The organism is Pedobacter lithocola (assembly GCF_042650845.1).
Lineage (GTDB): Bacteria > Bacteroidota > Bacteroidia > Sphingobacteriales > Sphingobacteriaceae > Pedobacter > Pedobacter lithocola.
Map to the genome: position 1 here is coordinate 282,559 of NZ_JBHSBW010000007.1, position 21,523 is coordinate 304,081.

Consider the following 21,523-nt stretch of genomic DNA (forward strand, 5'->3'; position numbering starts at 1 on the left):
TCATGAAAAAATATATAATCTTATCATTTATCCTGGTAATAGCGTTGGCAGGATGTAAGAAATCTTTTTTAGAAATCCCTCAAAAAACAGCATTAAGTACAGCAACTTTCTTCAAATCGGAAAGTGATTTTCAACAGGCAATAAATGGCGCTTATGCACCTTTGAGAGGTCTTTATAGCGGTAACAATGGTGCATGGGCAATGGGAGAACAGCGTTCGGATAATACGACTTACAAATACAACCCGAACGATAGAGGTTCTATACAATCAGAATACATTAAAGATTTTACTGATGATGCCAATAGTCCGGTTACGGCAAATAAATACTTTACAGATTATACAATCATCGCCAGAGCAAATCAGGTTTTAGAACCTATAGATGCAGTAGAATTTAGTGCTGCATCAAAAAATAATATTAAAGGTCAGGCTTATTTTTTAAGGGCATTTGCTTATTTCGATTTAGTACAATATTTCGGTCAAGTGCCATTACATTTAAAACCTGTTAAAACTTTAGATGAAACATCACTTCCATTATCATCAGTAGAAGCTGTTTATACGCAAATTATTGCCGATGCAAAACAAGCTGCTACATTATTGCCAAACAAAGCAACACAAGAAGCAGGTCGTGCTACATCTGGTGCAGCCAAAACTTTATTAGGAAATGTTTACATCGTACTAAAAAGATGGGCAGAGGCCGAAGCGATACTAAAAGAAGTAACAGGATACAGCTTGGTATCAGATTATAACAACGTATTTAATCCTTCGCAAAAAAACAATAGCGAATCGGTTTTCGAGGTTCAGTTTAAAGAAGGTCCGGAAGGTTTATCGAGTAATTTCTTTTATACTTTCTTAGTTCAGCCCATTTCTGCTGCAGAAATTACCGCCGTAACCGGAATTGCAGAAGTACCAAGAACCATACAAGGTTTTAACCTACCAACACCGGATATTATTGCTGCTTACGAGCCGGGCGATAAACGTAAAGATGCTTCTATAGGTTTTTTAACCGCAAGCGGAGTTACCTATCCTTACATTAAAAAATATGCGCATGCACATGCAAATACCAACAATACCAACGATAATTGGCCGGTTTACCGTTATGCAGAAGTATTATTGTTCTTGGCTGAAGCTGCAAATGAGCAAAACAGACCAGGCGAAGCACTTACTTATTTAAACCAAGTGAGAGCAAATCCACGTACTGGTTTAGCGCCAAGTGTTGCCGCCGGACAAACAGCGGTTAGAGATGCAATTTTAGCTGAAAGAAGGATAGAATTAGCATTTGAAAACAAACGTTGGTTGGATTTAGTAAGAACTGGCAAAGCCGATGAAGTGATGAAAGCATTTGGTGTACGATTTAAAGCAAATCCGATAAGCTATTATTTTCCTGCAGGTATTACACCATCACCTGGTTCATACACTAACATTAGGTTATTGTTCCCATTGCCAGCTTCTGAAGCAGCATTGAGTCCGTTTTTTTAGTGCATAGCAAAGGCGTAATATCGCCTTTGGCTACTAAACTTAAAAATAAAGATCGTGTCGTCATTCCCAATTTTAAAGCTTGGGAATGACGCTCTTATTTTACTAACATAAACAAATTACAATGCATCAACTTCGAAAATATTCTTTAGCAATTCTGCTTTTAATGGTGTATTCTGTTTGCTTTGCCAAACCTGTTACATTAGAACCCATAAATTTAAAATGCGAATTGTACAACAATCCGCTTGGGGTAGATGTGCTGCAACCGGGTTTGAGTTACATCATAAAATCAGATTTAGATAGCAGAGATGTTGAGCAAACCGCTTATCAAATCATCGTATCAAGCACAGCGCAAAATCTGCAAAAAAACAATGGAGATTTGTGGAATTCGGAAAAGGTTGTTTCGAGCCAAATGGCGTTTATTAAATATGCAGGCCTAAACCTAAAATCGGGCAGAAAGTATTTTTGGAAGGTTAGGATTTGGGATAATCAAGGTAATGTATCTAAATGGAGTTTACCCGCCAACTGGACTATGGGAATTTTGGATGATAAAGATTGGACTGCAAACTGGATAAGTGCCAAAGGAGCAGATAAATTCTCGCTTACACCTTTTGGCTACAGAGCAGAAAGCAGTTCATCGCAAACAAAAACAAAATGGGTACAGGTTGATTTAGGTAAAACAGCTCCAGTATCAATGATTAGGCTAACACCAATGTTTTTTGAGGATAGAGCAGGCTACGGTTTTCCATCTCATTTTAAAGTAGAAATAGCTGATGATGAAAAATTTAATAACGCTGTTGCTTTAGTATATTATACAGAATCTGGCTATAAAAACCCTGGTTGGAAACCGGTTTCAATTCCTTTAAAAAATGTACAGGGAAGATTTATTAGGCTAACAGCCAGTAAATTATGGGGTAGAGATAGAAATTATCAATTCGCTTTAAGGCAAATCGAAGTTTTCTCTAACGGAAAAAATATTGCAGCTGATAAAGCAGTTCAGGCTTCTGATAGCAATGAAGAAAATGGCTGGTCGAAAAAGAATTTAACTGATGAACCCGAAGACCGCAAAGCACTACCGAATTATTCATCTATGGCTTTGCGAAAAGATTTTCAGGTAAATAAAAACTTGGTTCGGGCGGTGGTTTTTATAAGCGGCATGTCTGAATTTGAATTGAGCATAAATGGAAGTAAAGTAGGCAACGATTTACTTGCTCCAGGTTGGACTGAGTACAAAAAAACTATTCTTTACAACACTTACGATATAACCAATAAACTTTTATCAGGCACCAATGCCATCGGGATTATTTTGGGCAACGGGATGTACAACATTCAGCCCGATTCTATCCGCTACGTAAAATTTTTAAATGCTTACGGACCATTAAAAGCTATAGCGCAGTTGCGTTTAGAATATGCTGATGGTAGTGTAAAAACCATCGGCACCGATAAAACTTGGAAGGTTTCTCCAGGACCAATTACCTATTCTAACATGTTTGGCGGCGAAGATTACAATGCCAATCTGGAAATTGCCGGATGGAACAAACCAAATTTTAAAACTGGCACCAAATGGACAACCGCACTTGAAACGGAAGGCCCTGGAGGTAAATTGAAAGGCTTATCATCTGCTGCGCCACAGGTCAAAGTTATCGAAACAAAGAAGGCAGTTAAAGTTACAAGGATTAAAGATAACGTATGGATTTACGACTTTGGGCAAAATGCATCGATGATGCCAAAACTTACTGTTACAGGTAAAAAAGGTGATTATGTTCGCATGATTCCATCAGAACTTTTAGGAACAGATGGGCTTGTAGATCGTAAATCGGCAACTCAGGATGGAGCACGCCCAGCTTGGTGGCAATACACACTTAAAGGTGGCAAACAAGAATCGTGGAAACCAAAATTCTTTTATCAAGGCGCAAGATATGTGCAGGTCGAATTATTTAGCGCAACCAAAGGCAATAAATTACCCACTGTAATCGAATTGGAGGATTTAATTGTTCATTCATCATCTACACCAACAGGTAGTTTTGCAACTTCTAATCAATTATTTAATCAGATTTATGATTTGGTTAGATGGGCACAAAGAAGCAATATGCAAAGTTTAATGACAGATTGCCCACATCGCGAAAAAATGGGCTGGTTGGAAGAAAATCATTTAAACGGACCATCGCTAAGATATAATTTTGATATGTCGCCGCTTTTCAGAAAAACCATGAGCGATATGGCTGATGCACAGTTGTCGAACGGGTTTGTACCGAACATCGCTCCAGAATATTTTATTGCCGGTTCATCTGATTTAAGCAATGGCTTTCGCAACTCAACAGAGTGGGGCAGTTCTTTTATTATCGTTCCATGGCAGCAATATTTATTTTCTGGTGATATTTCGCTGTTAGAACGCTACTACGATAGAATGAAAAGCTACGTAAACTTTTTAGCGTCAACAGCAAAAAATAACATTATTACAACTGGTTTAGGCGATTGGTACGATATCGGTCCAAAACCTGCTTGGGGCTCTCAGTTAACGCCCGAACCTTTCACCGGAACGGCCATATATTATTATGATAACCTCATCATGTATAACATTGCCAAACAATTGGGTAAAGATGATGATGCGGCTGATTTTAAAAAATCAAGCGACCAAATCCGAAAATCTTTTAACGACAAATTCTTTAATAAAGAAACCGGTTTATACGCTACAGGTTCTAACACAACATCGGCTATGCCTTTGTTTTTAAACATTGTCGAACCTCAAAATCGTACCAAGCTGTTTAATTCTTTGGTAGATTCTATTCGTAAAAACAACAATAGTTTTAATTCTGGTGAAATTGGTTATCGCTTTCTATTGCGGGCTTTAGCAGATGGTGGCCGTTCTGATGTGGTTTATGATATGAATAACCAATCAGATAAGCCAGGTTATGGGTATCAGATTGAAAAAGGTGCAACCAGTTTAACCGAAAAATGGGATGCTGGTGTGGGTGATTTCGGCTCACAAAATCATTTCATGTCGGGCCAAATTAATGAATGGTTCTTTAACGATTTAGTGGGTATCAGTCCAGATGAAAGCGGGCCAGGATTTAGAAAAATAGTGATTAAACCAGCCTTGCTAAACGACCTTAATTGGGTAAACGGCGAATTTAAATCCATTAGTGGGAACATTAATTGCAGCTGGAAACGCAACACAAATGGCATAAATCTCGATGTTAAAATTCCTGCTAATACAAGCGCAATCGTTTATATTCCTTGTACTGATGTTAACTTATTAACTGAAAACGGGCTGCCAATAAACACTGTTAAAGGATTAAAATTTATAAAATCAGAAGGTGATAAATTAGTTTTTGAAGCAAAATCAGGCAATTATCACTTTACGATAAAAAACAAATCCTAAAACTTCTACTAATTGAATTACACACATCTATTATGAATAAAAATACATTTAAGGTTGGTTTGTTTGCTATCGGTTTAGATACCTATTGGAATCAATTTGAAGGATTGGAAACCCGATTACAAGGCTATCTTTCGGTTATTGAAGAAAAGATTTCGGCTATCCATCCAAATGTTGTAAACCTGGGACTAATTGATAACATAGACAAAGCATTTGATGCCGGCGATAAATTTAGAGTAGAAAATGTAGATATAATCTTTTTATATGTAAGTACTTACGCTTTATCATCTACAGTTTTACCTATAGTTCAACGTGCCAAAGTTCCTGTGATTATCTTAAATATTTCTCCCGAGCCAGCTATTGATTATGAAAAATTTAATCAAATGGATGATAGGGTAAAAATGACTGCCGAGTGGTTGGCCTATTGTTCTGCTTGCCCGGTACCCGAAATTGCAAATGTGTTTAACCGTACGGGTATTAAATTTTACCAGGTAACCGGCATGCTGCATAATGATGAAGAATGCTGGCAGGAAGTTGCACAATGGATTGAAGCCGCAAGAGTTGCAAACACTATGGCTTACAACAGGCTAGGTTGCATGGGGCATTATTACAGTGGTATGTTAGATATATATACAGATATCACTAAGCAATACGCTCACTTTGGCGGACATATAGAACTTTTAGAAGTTGATGAATTGGCAGCGCTAAGAAAAGCAATAACAGACATTGAAATTGATGATAGAGTAACTCACTTTAAAACTCAATTTGAAATTGAAGAAGATTGTGCTTTGCAAGCTTTAAATGATGCCGCCAGAACTTCAGTAGCCCTCGATAAACTGGTCGAAAAATACAAGCTTGGTTCTTTGGCATATTACTACAAAGGCACCGGCAATAAAGATAATGAAGATACCATAAGCTCTATCATTTTAGGCAATTCTTTATTAACTGCGAGAGGAATTCCGGTGGCTGGTGAATATGAAATTAAAAATGCACAGGCAATGAAAATCATGGATAGCTTCGGTGCAGGAGGTTCATTTACAGAATATTATGCTATGGATTTTAAAGATGATGTGGTGCTAATGGGGCATGATGGACCAGGGCATATTGCAATTGCAGAAGGTAAAACAAAAGTTAAACCTTTAAAAGTTTATCATGGTAAGGTTGGTAGCGGTCTTTCTGTAGAAATGTCGGTAAAAAATGGTCCGGTAACCTTGCTTTCCGTTGCAGAAACAAAAGATGGAAAATTGATGCTTTTGGTAGCAGAAGGCGAATCGGTTAGTGGACCAATTTTACAGATTGGCAACACCAACAGCCGATACAAATTTAGCATTGGAGCCAGAAAATTTGTAAATGCCTGGAATGAAAACGGTCCAGCACATCATTGTGCGGTAGGAATAGGGCACATAGCTGATAAGATTGAAAAACTTGGTCAGTTGTTAAATATGCCAGTTATAAAGGTTTGTTAGCAACAGTTAAAAATTAAAAACCAGCGCCTTTTCAATCAGAATTAAACTCGAATATTTTATTGAAAGAATGCTTATCAAAGTACAATGAAACCACAGCACCTAAATATAATCAATATAGAAAGTCAATCCTTTAGTGTAAGGAAAGACTTTTACGCCAACATCAATAACAGGTGGCATTACCATAAACAAATTGAACTAATCACTTTTCATAAAGGCACCGGAACGCAGTTTGTAGGCGATAATATCAGGAAATTTGGACCAGGAGATGTAGTTTTAATCGGCAGTGATTTGCCTCATTATTGGAAATACGATAGCTGTTTTTTAAACGATAAAGAAAATAATGATCCTTATTCTACCGTAATCCATTTTTTTGATAATTTTTTGGGTGATAGGTTTTTAATGCTTCCAGAATCAAGTAGTCTGCGTTCTTTAATGGAACTTGCACGAAGAGGCATCTTAATTAAAGCTGATGATGCTGTTGCAATTGCTGCCAAAATCGAATCGGTTTACAACTCACAAGGCATTGTTAGGATTATTCAACTTTTAGATTGCCTAAATGCAATTAGTAAAATGCCCGAACATACTATGTTGGCAAGCATAGGCTTTAAACAAGATTTTAAAGAATATGAAAACGAGCGGATGGATAACATTTACAATTTTGTAATTAGCAATTTCAAAAATAAAATCGAGCTTGAAGAAGTAGCAAGCATTGCCGGCATGTCTGTAAGTTCTTTTTGCAGGTATTTTAAAACCCGAACCGGTAAAACATTTATGAATTTCTTGGCAGATATGCGTGTTGGTTATGCTTGCAAATTAATTTTAGATAATAAGCTGAATATGAAGAATATATGCCACGAATCTGGGTTTAATAATTTTTCATGCCTACATAAAAATTTTAAAATGATTACTGGGATGACGCCAAAAGATTATAAACATCAACATAATATCAAATGAAATTGACACAGATGGTAATATTAGTATGCTTTAATGGTAAAATCGTTTAATAAGTTGTCAATCTGAGCAAATTTCTGATGCTTAAATCTTGTTTCTTTGATAGTAAATAACACCTAACCAGATATTTCCTTGATTTTACAATCGCTTTTTAGACATAAAAATCAGGTTGTTTTAACATAAGCTAGAAAGATAAAATGGCAAATGCTCAATTCTATTAATTAGCATTTACTTTAATGTTTTCTAAAGCTGATAAAATACGGTTAGGGTTACATTTTGCATCAAAAAAGCGCCCTCAAGTTTGAAAATTTCCGTACTACAGCATGATTAAACTTATACACATACAGCTTTTTTTATTCTTCGTAATTTTCGGCTGCACTTTAAATGTTGAGGCGCAAGTTTCAGCTACAAATAACCCTGAACAAGTATTTTTAAATCCTCCGGAAAGTGCCAAACCTGGTGTTTTATGGATGTGGATGGGTTCCAATCTAAGCAAATCTGGTATCACCAAAGATTTAGAAGCACTTAAAAAGGAAGGTTTTAACAGAACAACAATGTTTAGTTTGGCCGATGTTACAACACCTTGGGCTGGAGAGATAAATAAAAGTCCAACGCCCGAAATCATTTCCTGGACCGAGCCATGGTGGGATTTAGTAAAACATGCAGCTAGCGAATCAAAGCGTTTAGGTATGGATTTTGGCATGTTCAATGGCCCTTCGTACGAATCGAGCGGCGGTCTATGGATTACGCCCGAACTTTCTATGCAAGAAATTTGCTACAATGAAGTTAAGGTAAAAGGGAATACACATGTTAGCATAAATATTGGTAAGCCAAAGGTTAATCCGAGAGGAAAAAGCCCTTTCCCAATGTACAATCCGGAAACCAACCTGGTAGAAAAACCTGAAATTAAAGCCAGAAATACCTATTATAAAGACATCGCATTATTGGCTTTGCCGGCTTCAGGTATTGCTCCAAAAGATAAAATTATTGATTTAACCAGTAAAATGCAGGCCGATGGGCAATTGGAATGGGATGCACCAGCAGGCGATTGGGTTATTTATCGATTCGGACATACTACAAGCGGCACATTAATTCAGCCATCGCAATGGAAAGCTACTGGCTTAGAATGTGATAAAATGAGTGAAGAGGCGGTAGCTTTTCACCTCAACCATGTTGTTGGAGAAATTAAGAAACACATAGGGGAATTTGTTGGCAGTAGTTTTACCCACGTTCATTTCGATAGTTACGAAGCCGGCGAACCCAATTGGACACCAAAAATGAGGTCTGAATTTTCATCAAGAAGAGGCTATGATTTACTTCCTTATTTGGCATCTTTTGCAAAACGCACCATCGGCAGCAAGCAAGACTCGCTTAAATTTAGAGAAGATTTTAGTGCCACAATTAAAGATTTATACCGCGATGTATATTTCGCTATCATCGCAAAAAAACTCAAGGCAGCTAACCTTACATTTTTAGCCGAACCTTATGGCGGGCCATGGCGACAAGATGATGTAATGCCTTACGTGGGTAAAGTGATGACTGAATTTTGGACGCATAAAGGCAAGTATAGTCCGTATGAATTAGACCCAACTGTTGCTGCGCTTAGAAAATCAGGGCAAAATATTATTGAAGCAGAAGGGTTTACAGGCGATCCAACTGATAGTAAATGGGATGAAACTCCTGCCTGGTTAAAATCCATGGGCGATGCCGCGTTTTGTGCAGGTGTAAATCGGCTTATACTTCATCGTTTTGTACAACAACCTTGGGATGATAAATATAAACCAGGTGCAACGATGGGGCAGTGGGGAACACATTTCGATCGTACCCAAACTTGGTGGGAGCCTGGTAAAGCAATGGTTGAGTATTGGAAACGATGCCAGGCTTTATTGCAATGGGGAAATATAAATGATACAAAAGATGATTTTATTGCAATCGAGCAAACGGGAAATGCTGATTTGAAACACATTCACAGAAGCGCGGCTGATGTTGATGTTTTTTTCGTAGCCAATACAAATCGTTCTTCCGGAGCCGCAAAATGCAGTTTTAAAATTATTGGTAAACAGCCAGAGTTATGGAATCCTGTAACTGGTGAAATGAAAGATTTACCTCAATTTGATGAGCAAAATGGCGCTACCAACATTCAATTAAATTTCGAAGATTCTCAAAGCTTCTTTATCGTTTTTAGAAAAACAGCTGCTAAAAAATTAGATGCTGTTAATTTTCCTGCAACACAATTGCTTGCAACTCTAGATGGAAGCTGGGATGTGAAATTTGATGCGGTTTGGGGCGGACCAAAGAAACCAGTGCGCTTTAGTACGTTAACCGATTGGACTAAAAACGAAGAAAAAGGCATAAAATATTACAGTGGAACGGCACTTTACACAAAAGTTTTCAACGCTTCATACTTAAATCTACAGAATAATAAAAATCTTTTAATTGATTTAGGAACTGTAAAGCACATCGCAAGCGTAAAATTAAACAATGTTGAACTGGGTGTAGTGTGGACGGCGCCGTGGAGCATAAAAATACCAGATGGCCTGCTGAAAAAAACAAACAACAAAATTGAAATCGCCGTAACAAATGTTTGGGCAAATAGATTAATTGGCGATGAGCAGGAACCAGCCGATATGGAATGGCTTCCTGGTCACATGAATAGCGGTTCGTTTTTAAAAGAATTTCCAGATTGGTTCTTGAACAACACGCCTCGTCCATCAAAAGGCAGATTCACTTTCACTACCTGGAATTACTTCACTAAAGATTCGCCATTAATTTCTTCAGGGTTATTAGGTCCAGTAAAAATTATTCATTCAGCAAATAAATTGTAATCAAATGAGCATAATGCGATACATTTCTTACAGTATTTTAATTTGTTTTTTCTGCACAAAACTTGCTGCCCAAAAAATGGATTGGCAGGAGATAGAACCTGGTGTTTGGAAAGCAACAATCGGTAAACCAGAGAGATACAATTTATTAACGGCATCTGGCGTTGCGCCTTATCATAAGGGTCTATTAAAGTTAGAACCTTCTAAATTTCCGCTTATAAAATCAGAAATCACGGCAAAAATAGTTGATGGAAAAACTTATTTAAGGTTTCCTTTAGATAAAACGGAGCAACTTTTTGGCTTCGGATTAAACTTTAAATCTGTAAACCAAAGAGGTAAAATCCTCGAACTTCATGTAGATCATTACAATGGAAGCGATAATGGTAGAACGCATGCGCCAACACCTTTTTATGTTTCATCAAAAGGTTATGGGATTTTTATAAATAGCGCCCGCTACCTAAAAATTTATGCAGGTGCTGCGGTTCAAAGAGATAGTAAAAACCCACCCGAAGTTCAGGATAGAAATACAGATGCGAATTGGAACCCACATCCATATTCTGATGGTGTTGAAATTCTTGTACCGGCAGAAGGCGTTGAAATTTATGTTTTAGGCGGTCCAACGTCAATGAATGCTGTACAACGATTCAATCTTTTTAACGGTGGTGGTTGTTTGCCGCCGCGTTGGGGTTTGGGCTTTACACAGCGTATGGAGCGACTTACCAATGCTGCCGAAGTATTTAAAGAAGCTGCAGATTTTGAACAAAGAGGTTATCCGCTTGATTTTATCGGACTTGAACCTGGTTGGCAAAGCAAATCTTATCCAAATACATTCGAATGGGATAAAAAAAGATTTCCAGAACCGGAGAAGATGGTTTCAGCACTACGAAAGAAAAATATCCGACTTAATTTATGGATAAATCCTTACGTTTCGCCTGATGCGCCATTTTATAAAAAACTGCTTCCATACACGGCATCGCACACAGTTTGGGCTGGTGTTGTGCCCGATATACAAACGGATAGCGGCAAAAATATATTATTTGGTGCGCTAAATAAAAACAAGGTAGATATTGGCATCAGCGGCTATAAAATTGATGAAGTAGATGGTGGTGATGGCTATCTATGGCCCGATTTAGCAACATTCCCATCGCGTTTATCGGCCGAACAAATGCGCCAAACTTATGGGGTTTTGATGCAACGATACACCACAGAATTGTATCAGCAGAAAAACCAACGTACATATGGTTTGGTTAGAGGTTCGAATGCAGGTGGCGTTTCTTTTCCTTACGTTATCTACAACGATTATTACAACCATCAGGATTTTATTACTGCTTTAATTAATAGCGGTTTTGCAGGCGTTTTGTGGACACCCGAAGTTAGAGCATCCAATTCTCCTGAAGAATGGGTTAGGCGCTTTCAATCAAATGTTTTTTCGCCAATGGCAATGATTAATGCTTGGGCCAGCGGGACCAAACCATGGACTTTCCCAGAAGTTGCTCCAATAATTAAAGAATTTGCGCTGCTAAGAATGCAAATGATGCCTTATTGGTACAGCGAATTTGCTAAATATCATTTCGAAGGGATTCCTCCTTTTAGGGCCATGAATTTAGAAAATGGTTTTCAAAACATTTTGCCTGTGCAAGAAAGTAAGAATAATAATCTGGAAGAAAATCCTTACGCAAAAGCAATTGTAAAAGAGATTAAAGACCAATACATGGCAGGCGAAAATTTACTTGTTGCACCAATATTTACAGGGCAAAAAAGTAGAACGGTTATACTACCAAAAGGCAAATGGTTTGATTTTTATACCGGAAAGTACGTTGGTGATGGCGAAGTGATAACGGCAAATCCTGGCTTGGATAAAATTCCCGTTTATGTTAAAGATGGTGGAATTATACCCATGATGCAGCCAATGCTTCATGCACCAAAATCAGGTGAAAAAGTAGATATCGAGTTTAGATATTATGGCTCAAAACCAGCCTCATACCAATTTTATGATGATGATGGCGAAACCTATAATTACGAAAAAGGAGAATTTTCAATAAGAACGGTTAAGGTTTCAAAAGTTAATGGGAAATATCTTGGAAGCATAACAAATCCTTTAAGAGGCCAACCCAACACAACCAACAAAATAACCTATAAAATGATGACGCTATAAAGCGAAATCAACCAAATTATAAAACCACATAAATAATTGTAATACAGGTAACAACATTATTTAATTTTTTAACTAACCAAATAATAATTATGAGTAAACTTAAACTTTATTGTTTCAGAAGCTGCAAGATGGCAGCTGTAGTGGCACTGCAGTTATTTCTGCTGCTCGGTTATGCTTATGCCCAAACCAACATTACGGGTAAAGTAAACGATACAAAAGGAGAACCAATTCCTGGGGTTTCCGTTCGGGTAAAAGGTTCGCAAACCGCAACCTCTACCGATACAAATGGGAAATATGTTATTTCTGCATCACCAACATCTGTTTTGATATTTACGCTTGTTGGTTCCAAGCCAAGTGAAGTAACCGTTGGGAACAGAACAACGGTTAATGTTTCATTATCAGAAAGCCAAAACGACCTGAATGATGTTGTAGTAATTGGTTATGGCACCAAGAAAAAAATAGATTTAACCGGAAGTGTAAATTCTTTGCAATCTGATGAAATTACAAAAGCCAGAGCCACAAATGCTCAGGAAGCTATGCAAGGTAGATTGCCAGGTGTTGATATTAAACGTAGCTCGGGCAAACCAGGTGCCGATTTTAGTATCGAAATTAGGGGAGCCAATTCTATTACAGGAAACACACAACCACTATATGTTATCGATGGAATTCCTGTTGGGCAAAATGGTAGCGCTACCAACCCAATTAACGACATCAACCCATCAGATATAGAACGTATTGATGTTTTAAAGGACGCATCATCAACTGCAATTTATGGCTCCAGAGGTTCAAATGGTGTAATTTTGGTAACCACAAAACGGGGTTCTAAAGGTACAACCAAAATAACCTACGATGCATTTGTTGGTATTGTAAATCCTTACAATCTTCCACCGGTAATGGATGGCCCAACGTTTGTAAATTACGTTCGCGATTATTTTTACGAATTGCCTCGTGCTAATGCAATCCGAAATAATCTACCCATCCCAACAACACCAATTGCCGACAATACCATATTCTCTGCAACAGAATTAAGCAATATTGCAAACGGAACTTATACCGATTGGATTGATTTGATAAAAAGAAACGGCATATCATCAAACCAAAATTTAGCAATTAATGGCGGCGATGAAAAAACCAACTATTTTATTGCCGCAGGTTATCAGTTGTATCAAGGTACAATGAAATCAGAAAGTACAAAGAAATACACTTTAAAAGCTGGTTTAGATAAAACTTTAAATAACACATTTAAAGCTGGTGCATCGATGTATGCAACATTTGCCGATATACAACCTGGAAGTTCTGAAGCGTTTAGAAGCGCATATCGCCTTCGTCCAACCGGTAGTGCTTACAACGCAGATGGTTCAGAACGTTTTTTTGCGTACGAATCTGAAGCACAAATTACCAACCCATTATTCGATTTTAGAAATGAAATCAGACAGCAACAATACCTTCATATTTTACCGAACATTTATGCTGAAGCAAATATTATTAAAGGCTTAAAAGTTCGTTCATCTTTTAGTCCTGATATTACCATTCAAAAACAAGGGCAATTTAACGATACCTTCTCAAAATCAAGATTAGGAACTTTGCCAAACAGCGCATCAACCGCTGCAAATCAATGGGTTAACTATACGTGGGATAATTTATTAATTTACAATGCCGAAATTGGTAAACATAAATTTGATGTAACTTTAGGAAATACGTTTGAGTATCACCAACAAGACTTTTTTTCTAATTCGGCAACAGGTTTACCATTTAATTCTTTATGGTACAACTTACAATCGGCAACAACAATAAACGGAATTGCCCCGGTTATTACGGTTGGAAGTGGTTATAACAGGCAAAATATTACTTCATATTATGGTAGGGCGAACTACACTTACAATGATAAATACTTATTTACGGCAACCATTCGTGCAGATGGAAATTCAATATTCGCTCCGGGGCGTAAATGGGGTTATTTTCCATCAGGTGCTTTTGCATGGATTGTAAATAAAGAAAGCTTTTTAAGCAATGTTAAAGCGATAGATTTATTAAAACTAAGATTGAGTTACGGTAAATCAGGTAATGCGGCATTAAGCAATTACATTCAGCCTTACGTAACGCAATCAAGATTAAATCAAACTGTTTACGATTTTAATGGAAGTGGTGCAAATGGTTTTGCTCCTGCTTTTGGAAATCAGGATTTAACCTGGGAAAAAACCGACGAATACAATTTAGGTTTGGATATGCAAATGCTAAAAAACCGAATTGGTTTGCAGTTGGATTTGTATCGCAAAACTACCAATGGTTCTATTCTAAATCAACGTATTCCTGATGCTAATGGATACCAAAACACACCAACAAATCTTGGTTCAATCCGCAATCAAGGTATCGAGGTTGGCATAAACACAGTAAACGTCCGCTCTGAAAAATTTACGTGGAATACCAATTTCAATTTTGCCATCAATAAAAACAAAATTTTAGAATTGTATGGTGATGGAAAAGATGACGTTGGTAATGGATTTTTTATCGGGAAGCAATCTCGTGTAGTGTATCGTTACAAAATAATTGGGGTTTGGCAAAATGAAGAACTTGCGGCCGCAAAAAGCTACGGAAGAATACCCGGACAATACAAAATTGAGGATGTTAGTGGCGCTGCCGGTGTACCAGATGGCAAAATCGACCAGAACGACAGGCAAATTATTGGTAGCGATATGCCAAAATGGTTTGGTGGTTTAACCAGTACCATGAATTACGCAAACTTCGATTTTAGCATAACACTTTATACCCGTCAGGGAACTTTTGAAAATAGTGTTTTCTTAGAACAAGCAATGAATGGCGACCAAACCAGAGCTCGTTTTGGGGCTTTTGATAGAGATTACTGGACACCAACTAATCCAAGTAACACATGGGCAAATACAGCTATTGAAACAGATGGAGATGCAAGAACGGTAGCACAATTTCAAAATAGCTCATACACCAAAATTAGTAACATGACGCTGGGCTACACATTGCCTAAACCAATGCTAAATAAAATTGGTATTCAGGGACTTAGTGTTTACGCCAACGCATTTAACCCTTTCATATTTACCAAATTTATTGGTTGGGACCCTGAAAATCCAAGTGGCAACTCATTCCTGAATCAGGATTTTAGAACGCGTACGTTCATGTTTGGTTTAACATTAACATTATAAATAGCAGTCATAATTTAATCAAGATATGATGAAAAATATAAGCACAAAATACTTACTCATTGGTGCATCAGCCTTGCTGCTAAGCATAACTGGCTGTAAAAAATTTACAGATGAATACAATCCTGCAAACCGCACCGCCGAAACCTATTACAATAAATTTGCTGGTTTCGAAGATTTATCAAAATCTAATTACGCCACTTTACGAGGTATAATTAATTTCCCTACGTTTTTTAATCTTGGCACCGATACCTACAGCACAGCCAATATTAATGATAACAACGGTGAGAATTTGTACAACATTAACCTAAATTCTTTTAATGGTAGTGCGGCATCTTTATATACTCAAATGTATTCTTCGATTAACATCGCAAACAATACAATTTATTGGGCTACGCAGGTTACTGATGGCAGTGCAGCAACGGTAAATACAAGAGTTGCAGAAGCAAAAGCATTACGAGCATTTTATTACTATTACTTGGCCGAAACTTTTGGTGATGTTCCAATCGTACTTAACCGTACAACTGGAGTTACGTTGGCTTATACCAGGGCACCTGAAAAAGATGTTTACGACCAGGTGATTAAAGATTTAAACGAAGCAATTGCAGTCTTGCCTGCCACAACTCCAGATTTCGGTCGTGTTACAAAAGGTTTTGCACAACATTTACTTGCTAAAGTATATTTAACCAGAGGCTACAAAACTTATGGTGGCGGCAATGCCGATTTTACACTCGCAGCAGCCCTTGCAGAAACTGTAATTGGCTCAGGTACTTATGCTTTAAAACCAAAATTTTCCGATTTATTTGACCCAAATGTTCCAAATTATCAAAGCAATAATGAGGTAATTTTTTCTGTACAATACAGCATTAATGCATTATTTAACGGAGGCGGAAATACTTTGCAGCAATGGTTTCTTTGGGATGTGCAGAACTCAGCACTTTTAGGTCGAAGTGTATTTTATGGCAAAACAAATAATGCTATAGCACCAAATCCATATTTCTTTAGCTTGTTTAATAAAAACAGCGATAGCAGATATTTGGCAACAGTTTACGATGCCGTGCTAACTCAGGTAGCAGGTTCGTTCAATGGAAAATCTTTTGCCGTTGGCGATACTTTAATTTATTACCCAAATGTACCTTTTACGGCTGCTCAAAAGGCACTTAGAAAATACATTGTAATCAATCCTGACGAGTATAGAACTTCGCCTTTCCTCAACGGTGTGCGCAACTATCCGCAATTCAAAAAGTTCCGCGATCCTTTTGTAAGTGGTTATGTAGATAATGGTGGTGCTAGAGATACCTATGTTTTCCGCTTGGCAGAAACTTATTTGCTTGCGGCGGAAGCTTATGTGAAATTAAATAACCAAGGTAAAGCATTGGCTTATATGAATGTGTTACGCACAAGAGCTGCTAAAACCGGAACAAATCCGCTAACAGGCGTACTTTATGCAACAGAAATGCAATATACTGGTACTGTAACTTTAGATGCAATACTAGAAGAACGAGCGAAAGAACTGGTTGGCGAAGAATTTAGATGGTACGAACTAAAACGTATGTATGAAACCGTTGGAAGTGTTTCGACCAATAAATTGCTTACGCGTTCTTTATTGTATAATGATGAATTAAAAGCTGCTCAGGCTGGCAAAACCATTCTCGATGCTAAATATTTGTTAAGGCCAATTCCTCAAACGCAAATAGATTTAAATAGAGGATCGTTTCCACAAAATCCTGGTTACTAAAAAAATGCAAAGAAGATTGTTAAAAAATGGTTTGTTTGATTTGTAAGTGCACAATAGATCCGGGTTTTACCTGGGTCTGTTGTTTTGTCAAATCCAATTAAATAGTTCAACATAAAAATCATAACTTAAAGGTCTTACTGCTTATTTTATAATCATTTAAAAAATTACCCTATGTACAAATTCTCTTTTTTTAGCTTGTTACTTTTCGTTTTTTATGTTAATAAAGCTTCTGCTCAACAGCTTTGGTATGCAAAACCAGCCGTTCAATGGACGGAAGCACTTCCCATTGGAAATGGCCGATTAGGTGCAATGGTTTTTGGAGGTGTAGATGAAGAGTTGCTACAATTAAATGAGGCTACACTATGGTCTGGCGGACCAGTAAAAGAAAATGTAAACCCAAATGCTTTCAGTTATCTAGCTCAGGTTAGAGAAGCGCTATTTAAAGAAGATTATGAGTTGGCAAGAAAACTCACTCAGAAAATGCAAGGTGTTTACTCAGAAAGTTTTTTACCTCTGGGAGATTTAAAAATCAAACAAAATTTCGGAAACAACCAGGCTGTTTCATACAAAAGAGATTTAGATATTCAGCGTGCCGTAGCAACAACTAGTTTTACGGTGAATGGGGTAAGTTATAAAAGAGAGATTTTTTCAAGCGCACCAGACCAGGTTATTGTGATGAAGATTTCGGCAAGCAAACCGAAAATGCTTAACCTTTCTATTAATACTAATTCGCAAATTAGGTTTATCAAAAACGTGCTACCTGGAAATATTTTATCCTTGGGTGGTAGAGCTCCGATACACGCAGATCCGGTATATGTTAATAATACGAAAGATCCAATTCGTTACGGTACAGACCAGGATTGTGCTGGAATGCCGTATGAATTACTAGCCAAAGCAATTACTAATGATGGTGTTGTTAAACTAGATACAGGAGGAATTACCGTTAGCAATGCTACTGAGGTATTAATTTTTATTTCTGCTGCAACTGGTTTTAATGGATTTAACAATTGCCCTAATTTAGATGCACAAAAAATTGCGAAGGAAAAGCTTGATTTAGCAATAAGAAAAACTTGGAGTGATTTGTTGGCTGCTCACCTTAAAGATTTTCAAAAATATTTTAATCGCGTTAGCCTGAAACTGAATGCTGGCGAAAAATCTAAATCAAATATACCAACCGATGAAAGGTTGGAGGCTTACACCAAAGGCGAAACCGATTCGGAACTGGAAGCCTTGTATTTTCAATACGGTAGATATTTATTAATTAGCAGTTCAAGAGTTGCTGGTGTACCCGCAAATTTACAAGGCATTTGGAATAATGAAATGCGACCACCATGGAGTTCTAATTACACTACAAATATTAATGTGCAAATGAATTATTGGATGGCAGAAAACTGCAATCTATCAGAAATGCATACACCTCTTTTTGGTTTAATTAAAAATCTTTCGGTTACAGGAAGTAAAGTTTCTACTTCGTTTTACAAAACTAAAGGCTGGGTAACACACCACAATAGCGATATTTGGGCTTTAGCAAATCCTGTTGGCGATTTGGGTTCTGGCGACCCGAAATGGGCAAACTGGCCTATGGGCGGCGATTGGTTAACCCGTCATTTATGGGAACATTATGCCTTTACCCAAGATAAGGAATTCCTAGCCAAAACGGCTTATCCTTTAATGAAAGGTGCTGCAATTTTTACATTAGATTGGCTTGTGCCAGATAAGAATGGATATTTAGTAACCGCACCATCTTTCTCTCCAGAAAATGATTTTATTTACGGACCTAAAAAAGTTGGTCAGGTTTCGGTAGCAACCACAATGGACCTTGGGATTATAAAAGATCTCTTTGATAACCTGATTTCGGCAAGCAACATTTTAAATATCGATAAAGCCTTTCGAGATACCTTAATCGCAAGAAAAGCTAAATTATTGCCTTATCAGATTGGCAGCAAAGGGCAGTTGCAAGAGTGGAATAAGGATTACGAATCTCCGGATCCTCACCATAGACATGTTTCGCATTTGTATGCCTTGTATCCTGCAAATCAAATTTCTCCTTTAACCACGCCAAAATTATCTGATGCCGCCAAAAGAACATTAGAGTTACGTGGCGATGATGGCACTGGTTGGAGTTTAGCGTGGAAAGTAAATATGTGGGCAAGGCTTTTAGATGGAGATCATGCTTATAAACTTTACCGAAACTTATTTAGAATAACCCGCGAAAATGATACAAATTATAGAGGCGGTGGCGGCATTTATCCAAATATGTTTGATGCGCATCCACCTTTTCAAATTGATGGAAATTTCGGGGGCACATCTGGTTTAGCCGAAATGCTACTTCAAAGCCAGGATGGTTATATCCACTTGCTTCCTGCATTACCAAAAGTATGGCAAAATGGAAAAATTAATGGTCTGATTGCACGTGGAGCCTATACTGTAGATATCGATTGGGCAAATGGAAAACTTACCTCAAGTAAAATTGTAGCTAAAAAATCTGGCATTTGTAAAGTCCTATCTGCACAACAATTAAAAACCAACGGCATAAAAGTCATCAAAAAATCTAAAATGGCGCTTGGTTATTTATACGAATTTAACACAAAGGCAGGTCAGGTTTTAGAATTATCAGCCTTATAATGGTTGATGTTAAATCTGCTTGCTAAAAACACAAACACACTATGAAAAAACTGATTCTAACCTTCATCGCCATTGCATGCTGTTTAAAGGTATTCTCTCAAAATATTCCTTCAACAAGGGATGATAAAAAAATGGAATGGTGGAAAGACGCTAAATTCGGCATGTTTATCCATTGGGGCATTTATTCTGTTCCGGCAGGGATTTATAAAGATAAACCTGTAAAAGGTATTGGAGAATGGATAATGAATACAGCAAAAATTCCGGTAAAGGAATACCAAAGTTACGCTCCACAATTTAATCCCGATAAATACAATCCAGAAGCTTGGGTTAAAATGGCAAAGGATGCAGGGATGAAATACATCATCATTACCTCTAAACACCATGATGGTTTTGCAATGTTTGATTCTAAAGCAACCGATTGGGATATTATGGATGCATCACCATATAAAAAGGATATTTTAAAACCATTGGTTGATGCGTGTAGAAGGGAAGGAATTAAAATTGGGTTTTATTATTCTCAGGCTCAGGATTGGGTACATCCCGGTGGTGCAGCAAGTGGAGGCTCTTGGGATGAAGCTCAAAAAGGCAGTTTTGACGCTTATCTTGATAAAATATCCATTCCTCAGGTAAAAGAAATATTATCCAATTACGGCGAACCAGATATTTTATGGTGGGATACACCGCAGAATATGACGCCTGAGCGTGCCGCAAAATTCGATGCGATTGTTAAGCAACATCCAAATTTAATTACCAATAACAGGTTAGGTGGTGGCTTTGATGGCGATACGGAAACACCCGAACAATTTGTTCCTTCAACAGGTTTCCCCGGCAGAAATTGGGAAGCGTGTATGACCATTAATGATACCTGGGGATTTAAATCAACAGATAAAGATTGGAAAAGTGCTAAAACCTTAATTCGTAATCTTACCGACGTAGTTAGCAAAGGTGGTAACTTTTTATTAAATGTTGGTCCGGATGCTCATGGAGAAATCCCCGAAGTAAGCATAGCACGCCTTGCTGAAATTGGCAGCTGGCTAAAAGTAAATAAAGAATCAGTTTATGGCACCACGGCTAGTCCGTTTCCTTTTCTATCCTGGGGTAGGGCAACCCGAAAACAGCAAAAACTTTACTTACATATTTTCGACAATCCTGCCGATGGAAAATTAAAAGTTCCGATGTTAAACAGAGTTACAAAAGCATACTTACTTAGCGATTCTACTAAATTATTGCAGACAAAAGGGATAGGTAAAAACTTAGAAGTAATGGTACCAAAACGGCTTCCTGATACGATAAATACAGTTGTTGTTTTAGAATTTACAGGCGAACCAAATGTAGCTCCATCTCCGGTTGCGGGCAAAGAAATTACGGCCTCATCTGAACAGCCAAATGCAAACGCTAAAAATCTTTTAGATGGCAACAGATTGACAAAATGGGAGGCTGCTAAAGGAAAAAAAGACGCTGTTTTGGAAATCGATTTAAATACGGCTTTTGATATTTCAACCCTTATTGTTGATGAACCTTGGCATCCTTGGGAAGATAAGAAACAGGATATAACTTTAGAATACAAACACGGAAACAACTGGTTACCTGTGCTAAAAGCAACTACTGGTGGTATTGGAATGATTAAGAATTTTAAACCGGTTAAAGCCAGGTATTTTAAGCTTACAATTCATAATCAAAATATGCAACCAACGCTTTTAGAATGGCAGCTTTATGGCAGCGAATAGTAGATATTTTCTAATAAA

The 21,523-nt window shown here is 37.5% G+C and carries 10 protein-coding genes; all 10 read left to right on the forward strand.

Going from position 1 to position 21,523, the window contains the following annotated elements:
• Positions 1-2 precede the first annotated feature (2 nt).
• The 10 genes from ACFOWA_RS03570 to ACFOWA_RS03615 all read left to right on the forward strand — a co-directional run bounded on the left by ACFOWA_RS03570 (position 3) and on the right by ACFOWA_RS03615 (position 21,505).
• On the forward strand, positions 3-1,475 hold the full coding sequence (locus ACFOWA_RS03570; protein ID WP_378981852.1) for a RagB/SusD family nutrient uptake outer membrane protein: 1,473 nt from the start codon (positions 3-5) through the stop codon (positions 1,473-1,475).
• A gap of 121 nt (positions 1,476-1,596) precedes the next feature.
• Entirely contained in the window at positions 1,597-4,854 is a 3,258-nt protein-coding gene (locus tag ACFOWA_RS03575) for a family 78 glycoside hydrolase catalytic domain (protein ID WP_378981854.1), read from the forward strand.
• 32 nt (positions 4,855-4,886) lie between these two features.
• Positions 4,887-6,317, forward strand: a complete 1,431-nt coding sequence (locus tag ACFOWA_RS03580; RefSeq protein WP_378981856.1) for an arabinose isomerase — start codon at positions 4,887-4,889, stop codon at positions 6,315-6,317.
• An 84-nt stretch (positions 6,318-6,401) separates the two neighbouring features.
• A complete protein-coding gene (locus ACFOWA_RS03585) occupies positions 6,402-7,271 on the forward strand; it encodes an AraC family transcriptional regulator (protein WP_378981858.1) in 870 nt (289 codons plus the stop codon).
• A gap of 320 nt (positions 7,272-7,591) precedes the next feature.
• The gene (locus ACFOWA_RS03590; protein ID WP_378981860.1) at positions 7,592-10,093 is read left to right on the forward strand and encodes a glycosyl hydrolase; all 2,502 of its coding nucleotides are present in this window, start codon (positions 7,592-7,594) and stop codon (positions 10,091-10,093) included.
• Between the two features lie 4 nt (positions 10,094-10,097).
• On the forward strand, positions 10,098-12,245 hold the full coding sequence (locus ACFOWA_RS03595) for a glycoside hydrolase family 31 protein (protein WP_378981862.1): 2,148 nt from the start codon (positions 10,098-10,100) through the stop codon (positions 12,243-12,245).
• Positions 12,246-12,334: 89 nt separating this feature from the next.
• A complete protein-coding gene (locus ACFOWA_RS03600) occupies positions 12,335-15,418 on the forward strand; it encodes a SusC/RagA family TonB-linked outer membrane protein (protein WP_378981864.1) in 3,084 nt (1,027 codons plus the stop codon).
• Positions 15,419-15,443: 25 nt separating this feature from the next.
• Complete coding sequence (locus ACFOWA_RS03605) at positions 15,444-17,153, forward strand: RagB/SusD family nutrient uptake outer membrane protein (protein WP_378981866.1); 1,710 nt, start codon at positions 15,444-15,446, stop codon at positions 17,151-17,153.
• Positions 17,154-17,324: 171 nt separating this feature from the next.
• On the forward strand, positions 17,325-19,778 hold the full coding sequence (locus ACFOWA_RS03610; protein WP_378981868.1) for a glycoside hydrolase family 95 protein: 2,454 nt from the start codon (positions 17,325-17,327) through the stop codon (positions 19,776-19,778).
• A gap of 41 nt (positions 19,779-19,819) precedes the next feature.
• On the forward strand, positions 19,820-21,505 hold the full coding sequence (locus ACFOWA_RS03615) for an alpha-L-fucosidase (protein ID WP_378981870.1): 1,686 nt from the start codon (positions 19,820-19,822) through the stop codon (positions 21,503-21,505).
• Positions 21,506-21,523: the final 18 nt, after the last annotated feature.

Excerpts from the sequence above, each read along its gene's own strand:
- ACFOWA_RS03605 (WP_378981866.1), top strand. The coding sequence starts at position 15,444 with ATGATGAAAAATATAAGCACAAAATACTTACTCATTGGTGCATCAGCC.
- ACFOWA_RS03575 (WP_378981854.1), top strand. The coding sequence starts at position 1,597 with ATGCATCAACTTCGAAAATATTCTTTAGCAATTCTGCTTTTAATGGTG.
- ACFOWA_RS03610 (WP_378981868.1), top strand. The coding sequence starts at position 17,325 with ATGTACAAATTCTCTTTTTTTAGCTTGTTACTTTTCGTTTTTTATGTT.
- ACFOWA_RS03590 (WP_378981860.1), top strand. The coding sequence starts at position 7,592 with ATGATTAAACTTATACACATACAGCTTTTTTTATTCTTCGTAATTTTC.
- ACFOWA_RS03600 (WP_378981864.1), top strand. The coding sequence starts at position 12,335 with ATGAGTAAACTTAAACTTTATTGTTTCAGAAGCTGCAAGATGGCAGCT.
- ACFOWA_RS03570 (WP_378981852.1), top strand. The coding sequence starts at position 3 with ATGAAAAAATATATAATCTTATCATTTATCCTGGTAATAGCGTTGGCA.
- ACFOWA_RS03615 (WP_378981870.1), top strand. The coding sequence starts at position 19,820 with ATGAAAAAACTGATTCTAACCTTCATCGCCATTGCATGCTGTTTAAAG.
- ACFOWA_RS03585 (WP_378981858.1), top strand. The coding sequence starts at position 6,402 with ATGAAACCACAGCACCTAAATATAATCAATATAGAAAGTCAATCCTTT.
- ACFOWA_RS03580 (WP_378981856.1), top strand. The coding sequence starts at position 4,887 with ATGAATAAAAATACATTTAAGGTTGGTTTGTTTGCTATCGGTTTAGAT.
- ACFOWA_RS03595 (WP_378981862.1), top strand. The coding sequence starts at position 10,098 with ATGAGCATAATGCGATACATTTCTTACAGTATTTTAATTTGTTTTTTC.